The following is a 9,329-nucleotide window of genomic DNA, read 5'->3' on the forward strand; positions in this document are numbered from 1 at the left end:
GAGACTGACTCATGCAACGCTCGACCTTCCTGCGCGCCGCGATCGGCGCTCTCGCCCTCTCTGCTTTCGCTGCCGCCGCGTCGGCGAACGACTACCCTAGCCGTCCGGTCGAACTGCTTGTGCCCTATGCCGTTGGCGGCGGAACCGATGCGGTCGCACGAGCGTTTGCCGATGCCGCCGGACGGCAACTCTCCCAGGGAATGGTCGTGGTCAACAGGCCAGGTGCCGCAGGTGCCATCGGCCACCAGGAGGGCGCCAAAGCGCCGGCCGATGGCTACAAACTGACCATGGTGACCCCGGAGATCAACCTCGCCTACCTCCAGGGCATCGGCAAGGCACGGCCCCAGGACTTCACGTTCATCGCGCGCCTGAACATCGACCCGATCGTGCTCATCGTGCCAGCGAACTCCCCGCTCAAAACGCTGGATGATGTATTGGCCAAGGCGAAGGCCAAGCCGGGCGAAGTGGCGCTGGCCAACTCCGGCAAGGGCGCCACGTACCACCTGGCAGCGGTCGCGCTGGAGGAGAAGACCGGGCTGAGCTTCAACAACATTCCGTACATCGGGGCCGGTCCTGAGATGACCGCGATCCTCGGCGACCAGGTCGAAGGTGGCTTTGCGACAACCGGGGAGGCCGGCAACTACGTCAAGGCCGGCAAGTTCCGTCTGCTCGGCGTCATGGCTGACGAGCGGCTGAAGGACTTCCCAGACGTTCCGACCTTCAAGGAACGTGGCATCGACCTGAAGCTCGGCACGTGGCGCGCTCTGGCCGCGCCGAAGGGAACACCGCCGGCGGTCATCGCACGGCTGAAGGAGGTCGCCCAGAAGGTAAGTCAGGAGCCGAAGTACCAGCAGTTCTTCGCCAATCAGTACCTCGGCATGGTCTACGAGGACGGCGACAAGCTCGCGCCCGAACTCGAGCGTGAATTCAAGTTCTACAGCGACATCGTTACCAAGTTGCAGTTGAAGTGAGCGAAGGTGCAATGCGACAGAAGACCATGACCGCTGTGCAGGCAGCCGCCCTGATCGGCGACGGCGCCGTCGTCGCAGTGACTGGCTCAGGTGGGGGGCTGGTCGAGCCCGACGCGATATTTGAGGCCGTCGAACGACGATTTCGCAATGGGGAAGGCGCTGCCGGGTTGACCCTTGTCCATTCCCTCGGGCTCGGTGACCGCAACGAGCGCGGGTCGAATCGCTTCGCCCATGACGGCATGGTGCGCCGCGTGATCGGCGGCCACTGGACCTGGTCGCCAAGGATGCAGGCCCTGGCCAGGGACAACCGCCTGGAAGCCTATTCACTGCCCGGTGGCGTGATTACCCACCTGCTGCGCGAGATCGGCGCCGGTCGCCCGGGTTTGATCACCCACGTCGGGCTCGGCACCTTCGTTGATCCTCGCAAGGGCGGCGGTCGAATGAACGCTGCCGCCAAGGATGAAATGGTTGAACTGCTCCATCTCGACGGCAGGGAGTACCTTCGCTACAAGCCCTTTTCCGTTGATGTTGGCATTATTCGAGGCACCTTCGCGGACACCACGGGCAACATCTCCCTGGAGGAAGAACCTGCGGACCTCGATGGGTATGCCGTGGCGCTCGCCGCCCACAACAGCGGCGGCAAGGTCATCGCCCAGGTGCGTGAAGTCGTGCCCGCCGGCAGCCTCAATCCCCGCAGCGTCGCCATCCCGGGCGCGTTGGTCGACGCGCTGGTCGTCGTGCCGGAACAGATGCAGACCTACCGGGGCGGCTTCGATCCGTCGCTGGTGGGCCGTGGCGGGGATTTTCAGAAACCCCCGGCATCGACCGATCCACTCAAACGAATCATCGCCCGACGCGCAGCGCTTGAACTTCGACCCGGTGACAGCCTGAACTTTGGATTCGGAGCTTCCGCTCAGGTCGCCTCGTTGATCGCCGAACGCGGCAATTCCGGCGATTACTGGATGACCATCGAGCAAGGCATCCATGGCGGCCACATGATCGATGACGACCTCTTCGGCATGGCGCACCATCCGTCGGTCATCATCGATTCGCCGTCACAGTTCGACTTCTATAGCGGCGGCGGGCTGGACATGGCATTCCTGGGCATGGCCGAAATGGACGGCGCCGGCAATGTCAACGTCTCCAAACTGAATGGCAACGTCAATGGTCCCGGGGGCTTCATTGATATCTCGCAAAACGCCAGGACGGTGGTCTTTTGCGGCACCTTCGATGCGAAGGGCAGCCAGGTCAAGGTGGAGAACGGCCAAATGGATGTGCAACAGAACGGTCGCATCCGAAAGCTGGTGGGTGAGGTATCTCACGTCACATTCAGCGGCCAGCAAGCCCTGAGTAGAGGCCAGCGGGTGCTGTACGTGACTGAGCGAGCCACATTCGAGCTCACGGCCGACGGTGTTGAACTCACCGAACTGGCGCCCGGCGTGGACATCCACCGCGATGTCCTGTCGCAGATGGGCTTTTCACCCGTCGTGCGAGTTGTGCATACGTACGAGCCGGAGGTCATGCAATGAGCGAAGCTCTCATCGGCGTAGAGAACCGAGCCTCGGTTCGCATCGTCACTATGACGGGTGTTCCGCGCCGAGGTAATCCCATGTCACCCGAGTTGGGTCGGGCGCTGCTGAATGCCCTCTCGGAGGCGATGGCCGACGAGCAGGTGCGGTGCGTGGTCCTCGCAGGTACGCCCACCTATTTCTGCGTAGGCGCGGACCTGGTGGACGTGGCCAAGCTCCAAGGCGTTCAGGCGATTCTCGTCGGCTGGCTCGATGAGCTTGACGCGATCCGCCGGATGCCCAAGCCGATCATCGCTGCGGTGCGCGGCTACGCTGTGGGCGGCGGCTTCGAGCTTGCGCTGTACTGCGACCTCATCGTGGCCGCAGAGGACGCTCGATTCGCCTTGCCCGAGACCGGCATCGGCGTCATCGCGGGCCAGGGCGGAAGCCAGCGCCTCATCGGACTGGCAGGCCGCGCCATCGCGGCCGATCTGGTCCTGACGGGCCGCGAACTATCTGGTCTGGAAGCCAGGAGCCATGGCATTGCCGCGCGTGCCGTGCCAGCGAGTGAAGTCCTGGAAACGGCCATAGGCATGGCAGAGGCCATTGCGAAACGCAGCGCACCCGCCGTCGCGTTCGCCCGCGAGGTGATCTTGGAGGCATCGGAAGGGCCGCTGCGGCAGTCGCTTCGCATCGAGCGGCTGCTTGCCGCCGTGGTCCTCGATACCGCCGAAGCCAAGACGCGCATCGGCAACTTCCTCGAACGCCGCTCGGCAACGAAGCCGGCCGGAGACCGAACGTGAGGCCGGAGCAACTCGACGGTTCGACGCAGCTCTACGGGATCGTGGGCGACCCGATCTCGGCCGTACGCTCTCCGGAGGTCTTCAACGCCATGTTCTCGCATCGGGGCGTCAACGCAGTGCTCGTGCCAATGCACGTCGGCGAGGAGGACATCGCGTCGGCATGGGCTGGCCTGTCCAGACTGCGCAATCTGCGCGGGCTTGTGGTCACCATGCCCCACAAGGCGCGGGTGGTTGCCCTGCTGGACGATGTGGGCGCCGCTGGCCGGCTCGTGGGTGCCGTCAATGCGGCTCGCCGGGAGCCGGACGGCCGATGGACGGGTGACATGTTCGACGGAGTCGGCTTCGTCGACGGCTTGCGCCGTGAGGGTCACGACCTCAGCGGCTGGAACGTACGGCTCCTCGGGCTCGGTGGCGCAGGTGCAGCGATTGCCATTGCCCTAGCCCAGGCCGGTGTCGCAGGCCTTACGCTCCACGATCCGGACATCGACAAGCGTGACAGGCTCGTGCGGCAATTACAGGCCGCGTTCCCCACGGTGTGCATCGCCACGGAAACGGCGTCGGGCAGGGCATTTGACGCAGTCGTGAACGCGACGCCGCTGGGGATGAAGAGCAGGGATCCCCTTCCGTTCGATCCTGCCGAACTGCCCGGCGAAGCGCTGGTCGTTGACGTGATCACCAAGCCCGAGATCACCCCGCTTCTTCAGCGCGCCATCGACACGGGCCATCGCGTGCATTCGGGGAAGCACATGCACCTTGGCCAAGCCCGGCGCGTGGCGGCGTTCTTCGGGTACGAACTGGACTGACTGAAAAGGAACAATTCATGTCACTCGCCCTCACCCTGCCGACCCTTCAAGGGACAACGCAGACCTACACTCTTTCCGGAATGCAACCCGCGCGGCCTCAAGCCGGCGTGAAGTTCAACCGCATCGCATATTCGGCGGCACACGTGGTGGCCGACTCCATCGCCGTCGTCAACCCTTGGCTGCAATCGGCGCTCGATTGGGACGCAACCATGGCCTACCGCCAGCACCTCTGGTCGCTCGGCTTGGGCGTGGCCGAGGGCATGGACACCGCGCAGCGCGGAATGGGCCTGAATTGGCCCACCTCGCTGGAGCTGATTCGCCGCTCGCTGGACGCCGCCAGGGACGTACCGGGGGCCCTTGTCGCTTCCGGCTGCGGCACAGATCACCTCGACATCGATGCGGTCAAGCGTGTGGACGATGTGATCCGCGGCTACGAAGAGCAGATGGCAGCCATCGAAGCCCTGGGCGGCAAGCTGATCATCATGGCCAGCCGCGCACTGGCCCGTGTGGCCAGGGGTCCGACCGACTACGAGCGGGTGTACGACCGCGTGCTGCGCCAGGCGAAGCAGCCCGTTGTCCTGCACTGGCTGGGTGACATGTTCGACTCGGCGCTGGCAGGCTACTGGGGCAGCAGTGATGTTGACGAGGCTATGAAAACCGCTTTGGGCGTGATCGCTGCAAACCCGGCGAAGGTGGACGGCATCAAGATCTCGCTGCTGGACAAGGACAAGGAAATCGCGATGCGCCGCCGGCTGCCGCCGGGCGTGCGCATGTACACCGGCGACGACTTCAACTACGCGGAAATGATCGCGGGCGATGGCGAAGGCCGGGAACCCACGCATGGCAAGAGCGACGCGCTGCTCGGCATCTTCGACGCCATCGCGCCCGCGGCCAGCGCCGCACTGTGCGAACTGGCCCAGGGCAACACCGAGAAGTTCCACGCGATCCTCGGCCCGACCGTGCCGCTGTCGCGCCACATCTTCGCGGCGCCCACGCGCTTGTACAAGACCGGCGTGGTCTTCATGGCATGGCTCAACGGCCACCAGAAGCACTTCACCATGGTCGGCGGCCAGCACAGCGCACGCAGCGCACAGCACTTCGCTGAACTGTTCCGGCTGGCCGACGCGGCCCACCTACTGGTGCAACCCGAACTGGCCGTCCAGCGCATGCGCACGCTGATGGCGCTGCATGGGGTCGAGTGATGCGAGACTTCTCACGTGATCACCGATGGCTGTCGATCAACACGGCCACCGTTCGAAAGAGCCTGCGCGCGGACTTACCCCTCCCAGCCATTCTGGATGCCTGCGCCCGCCGCGGAATTCGTGCCGTCTCGCCTTGGCGCGACCAGGTCGGGTCCGCCGGCCTGGTCAAGGTGGCGGCGCAGCTCCGGGCCCACGATATGGAGCTATCTGGCTACTGCCGCGGCGGCTTCTACCCCGCGGCCGACGCCGCCGGCTTGAAGGCCGCGCTGGAGGACAACCGTCGCGCCATCGATGAGGCCAAAACGCTCGGTGCGCCTTGCCTGGTGCTGGTGGTGGGAAGCTTGCCCGGCGCCCTGGCGGGCCAAGCTGCCTATAAGGACCTCGGCCGCGCACGCGCCCAGGTGCGCGATGGAATTGCCGCCTCACTTGAGTACGCGCGCGAGGTGGGCGTGCCGCTCGCCATCGAGCCGCTGCATCCCATGCAGGCTGCCCAGCGCGCCTGCATCAACACGCTAGATCATGCACTCGACATCTGCGACGAACTCGATCCGCAGCGCAGCGGCATGTTGGGCGTGGCGCTGGACGTGTACCACGTCTGGTGGGACCCCAACCTCGAGCGCCAGATTGCACGGGCAGGCAAGGATCGCCTGCTTGCCTTTCACGTCTGCGACTGGCTGACGCCGACCGCCGACATGGTGAATGACCGCGGAATGATGGGCGATGGCGTGGTCGAGATTCCGAAGATTCGAGGCTGGATCGAGGCACAAGGCTTCGATGGATATGCAGAGGTCGAGATCTTTTCAGATCGCTGGTGGAAGCAGTCGCACAACGATGTGCTCGATCTCTGTATAGAGCGCCATCGTAGCGCGGTATAGGTCACTGCACCGTAGGTGCGCGGAAGGAATCAGATGAATGCAAATACCCACAGAACTAAGGCAGGCCACGCGTTCGTGACGGGCGGGCGCCGCGGCATTGGCCGCGGCATCGCGTACGAATTGGCTCGAAAGGGCGTGGAGGTGACCATCGGGGACTTGGCGATGGATGCTGACGTCGAGGAATCGCTGCGCGGGATTCAGCAGCTAGGTGCGCGTGCGGCGTTCGTGCAATGTGACATTGCAGATATCGAAGGACATGACGCTGTTCTTGACAAGGTCGAGCGGGAGATCGGACCGCTGTCCTGCTTGGTCAACAACGCCGGCATCAGTGTGGCAAAGAGAGGCGACTTGCTCGAGGCCACTCCGGAGAGCTTTGATCAGCTCATTCGTGTCAACCTCCGCGGCCCATTCTTCTTGACTCAGAAGGTGGCCCGGCGCTTCTTAGAACGCAAAGACGAGAAGTACCGCTGCATCATCAATATATCGTCCGCAAACGCCTATGCGGTATCGCCGAACCGCGGCGAGTACTGCATTTCCAAAACAGCCATCAGCATGGCTACTAAGCTATTTGCGACGCGACTTGGCGAAGCGGGAATTGGGGTGTTCGAGATTCGACCCGGTGTGATCCGCACCAGCATGACAGCCGTGGCAACTGCGGATTACGACAAGAGGATCGCCGCTGGCCTTTCCCCCATGCAGAGGTGGGGCGAATCTGAGGATGTTGGCCGGGCCGCGGCCGCTTTGGCAAGTGGTGCCTTCGCATTCAGCACGGGGGATGCGATTCACGTGGACGGAGGACTGCACATCCAGAGGCTTTAGAGGCGGCTGGGGCGAAGCGAACGGTGATCGGCGGTAAGGTCAGCTTCCGACTGCAAGGCTGGAAGCCCGGAATGGCAAGGCGTCTCGGTAAAACATCGGCTCGCCTGTCGGCTGATGGTGGAATGACAGGCCGGAGCCGGTACAGCTACGACCGGCCGCTTCGCGGCGATGAGTTAGGGGGGCGGAACGTCGCTGGTGAGCCCTAACCGGCTATACGTCCGTGCTCCAAACCTGTCATCCAAGGGGCTCGGGCGTCCTCTTCATCTTTGCTTGTAGGAATTTCGGCGAGCCACTCGCTGCGGTCTTGCGGCGCGGTCCGCAGCCCACACGGCGGCGCGGGTGACATGTGGATCTGTCAGCAGCGCATCCGATGCAACCAGCAGGTTCAAATCGAAGGAGGTGCATGATCTTTGGGTCAGCTTGCCCGAATTACCCATTTCGCACCATGGAGTGAGCGCCACCGGGGCGTCCGCTTGGCGCTGAGATCGACGTTCTATGAACGCCGTGCTGGCCGCCTTTCCAAAGCCTCCACACCCATCTCTCGGCAAGGTTGTGATGCCGCTCATCGACATCCTGAAGCGAACTGGTTAGACTCGCTCCCGCAGGAGAGAGGGCCGCGCGAAGCGGTCCCACCGAAGGCGCAAACTCCCATAAACGCTCAGGTTCGTCCGCAGGCGCGGGCCCGTACTGCAGGATCTGTCAAAGCCGTCTGGAGAGCCGTCGCACCACGCGACGCACCGAAGGAGCAAACCCGCTGCGGGCGCAGCAGGTGAATCTCTCAGGTACCGAGGACAGGGGGAGCGGCAACTTGGACGCATGGTCCGGCTGCATTCTTCTCGAGCTTCCGTTTCCAATGCGTTCGAGCGCTGCAACCTCAAAGGTTCATGAAATGCGCGTGATCGTTCTCGGCGCCGGCCTGCTCGGCGTGACCTCGGCTTACTACCTCCAGCAACTCGGCCACGAAGTGACCGTCGTCGACCGGCAGGCCACACCGGCTGCCGAAACCAGCTTCGCCAACGGCGGCCAGATTTCGGTCAGCCACGCCGAACCCTGGGCCAACCCGAGCGCGCCGCTCAAGGTGCTGCAATGGCTCGGCAAGGAAGATGCGCCGCTGCTGTTTCGCATCCGCGCAGACATGCGCCAGTGGCTCTGGGGCCTGCAGTTCCTGCGCGAATGCACGCCGGCGCGTACGCGCCACAACATCGAGCAGATCGTGCGCCTGGGCACCTACAGCCGCGAGACGCTGCAGCAGTTGCGCCGCGAAACCGGCCTCGCCTATGACCAGCGCACCCAGGGCATCCTGCACTTCTATACGACGCAGAAGGAGTTCGACGGCGCGCTGAAGCCGGCCGAGCAGATGCGCGCGCTGGGCTGCGAGCGGCAGGTGATCTCGGCCGACGAGGCGGTGAAGATCGAGCCCGCCCTGGCCCACATCCGGCCGCATCTGGCCGGGGCCACCTACACGGCGGAGGACGAGTCGGGCGATGCCAACCGCTTCGCGCGCGAACTGGTCAGGCTCGCGTCCGCGGCCGGCGTGAACTTCCTCATGAGCCACACCGTGACCGCGCTGCGCGAGAGCGGCGGCAGCATCGACCACGTGGAAGCGACGGACGATGAAGGCCGCTTCCAGCGCATCCGCGGCGATGCCTTCGTGCTGGCGATGGGCTCGCTGAGCCCCCTCTACGCCGCACCGCTCGGCATCAAGCTGCCGATCTACCCGGCCAAGGGCTATTCGGTGACGCTGCCGGTCAAGGACGCTTCGAAAGCGCACCAGGTCTCGCTGACCGACGACGAGTACAAGCTGGTGTTCTCGCGCTACACCTCGGCCAGCGGCGATCGCCTGCGCATCGCCGGCACGGCCGAACTCAACGGCTACGACCGCGACCTGAACCGCGTGCGCTGCGAAGCCATCGTCCGACGCGTCGAAGAACTGTTCCCGGGCGCCGGCGATACCCGCCAGGCCCAGTTCTGGACCGGGCTGCGGCCGGCGACGCCGAGCAACGTGCCGCTGATCGGAAAGACGAAGCTGCCCAATCTGTTCCTCAACACCGGCCATGGCACGCTGGGGTGGACGCACGCCTGCGGCTCGGGCAAATCGATCGCGCGCATCGTGAGCGGGCTCGCGCCCGAGGTGGACTTCGCGTTCACCGGGCTGGAACGCGGGACGCAAGGCGCCCGGCAGCCTGCCTCATCCGCTCCTTGGCTGCCGCACTGACGATCTGCTTGCTGCCACGCACGAGGGTCGACGACGTGCGTGCAGCAGGACTGTCCTACTCGATTGCCTTGCCCATGTCCTCGACCACCTTCTTCGCGTCGCCGAAGACCATCATGGTCTTGTCCATGTAGAA

General features: G+C 64.5%; 8 protein-coding genes and 1 riboswitch. All 8 genes read left to right on the forward strand.

Annotation, left to right across the window (positions count from 1 at the left end; genetic code table 11):
- The first annotated feature begins 11 nt into the window (after window positions 1-11).
- The 8 genes from ACMGEZ_RS28230 to ACMGEZ_RS28265 all read left to right on the forward strand — a co-directional run bounded on the left by ACMGEZ_RS28230 (window position 12) and on the right by ACMGEZ_RS28265 (window position 9,196).
- Window positions 12-971 (forward strand): tripartite tricarboxylate transporter substrate binding protein, encoded by a 960-nt coding sequence (locus ACMGEZ_RS28230; protein ID WP_436825585.1) that lies wholly within the window; start codon window positions 12-14, stop codon window positions 969-971.
- A gap of 11 nt (window positions 972-982) precedes the next feature.
- Window positions 983-2,500, forward strand: a complete 1,518-nt coding sequence (locus ACMGEZ_RS28235) for an acyl CoA:acetate/3-ketoacid CoA transferase (RefSeq protein WP_436825586.1) — start codon at window positions 983-985, stop codon at window positions 2,498-2,500.
- Window positions 2,497-3,282, forward strand: coding sequence for an enoyl-CoA hydratase/isomerase family protein (locus tag ACMGEZ_RS28240; protein ID WP_436825587.1), 786 nt, complete (start codon window positions 2,497-2,499; stop codon window positions 3,280-3,282). The genes ACMGEZ_RS28235 and ACMGEZ_RS28240 overlap by 4 nt, the downstream gene beginning before the upstream one ends.
- Window positions 3,279-4,085: a shikimate dehydrogenase family protein gene (locus ACMGEZ_RS28245; protein ID WP_436825588.1), complete on the forward strand. Its 807-nt coding sequence runs from the start codon at window positions 3,279-3,281 to the stop codon at window positions 4,083-4,085. Before ACMGEZ_RS28240 ends, ACMGEZ_RS28245 begins: the two co-directional genes overlap by 4 nt.
- Window positions 4,086-4,102: 17 nt before the next feature.
- Window positions 4,103-5,287 carry a dihydrodipicolinate synthase family protein gene (locus tag ACMGEZ_RS28250; RefSeq protein WP_436825589.1) on the forward strand — a complete coding sequence of 395 codons (1,185 nt, stop codon included), beginning with the start codon at window positions 4,103-4,105 and terminating at the stop codon, window positions 5,285-5,287.
- Window positions 5,287-6,162: a sugar phosphate isomerase/epimerase family protein gene (locus ACMGEZ_RS28255; protein ID WP_436825590.1), complete on the forward strand. Its 876-nt coding sequence runs from the start codon at window positions 5,287-5,289 to the stop codon at window positions 6,160-6,162. The genes ACMGEZ_RS28250 and ACMGEZ_RS28255 overlap by 1 nt, the downstream gene beginning before the upstream one ends.
- A gap of 33 nt (window positions 6,163-6,195) precedes the next feature.
- Complete coding sequence (locus tag ACMGEZ_RS28260; RefSeq protein ID WP_436825591.1) at window positions 6,196-6,981, forward strand: 3-ketoacyl-ACP reductase; 786 nt, start codon at window positions 6,196-6,198, stop codon at window positions 6,979-6,981.
- Between the two features lie 699 nt (window positions 6,982-7,680).
- Window positions 7,681-7,786: riboswitch (glycine riboswitch) on the forward strand.
- An 84-nt stretch (window positions 7,787-7,870) separates the two neighbouring features.
- A complete protein-coding gene (locus ACMGEZ_RS28265; RefSeq protein ID WP_436825592.1) occupies window positions 7,871-9,196 on the forward strand; it encodes a D-amino acid dehydrogenase in 1,326 nt (441 codons plus the stop codon).
- Window positions 9,197-9,329: the final 133 nt, after the last annotated feature.

The sequence above is a fragment of the Variovorax stachyos genome (assembly GCF_051400855.1).
In the GTDB taxonomy this organism is placed as follows: Bacteria; Pseudomonadota; Gammaproteobacteria; order Burkholderiales; family Burkholderiaceae_C; genus Variovorax.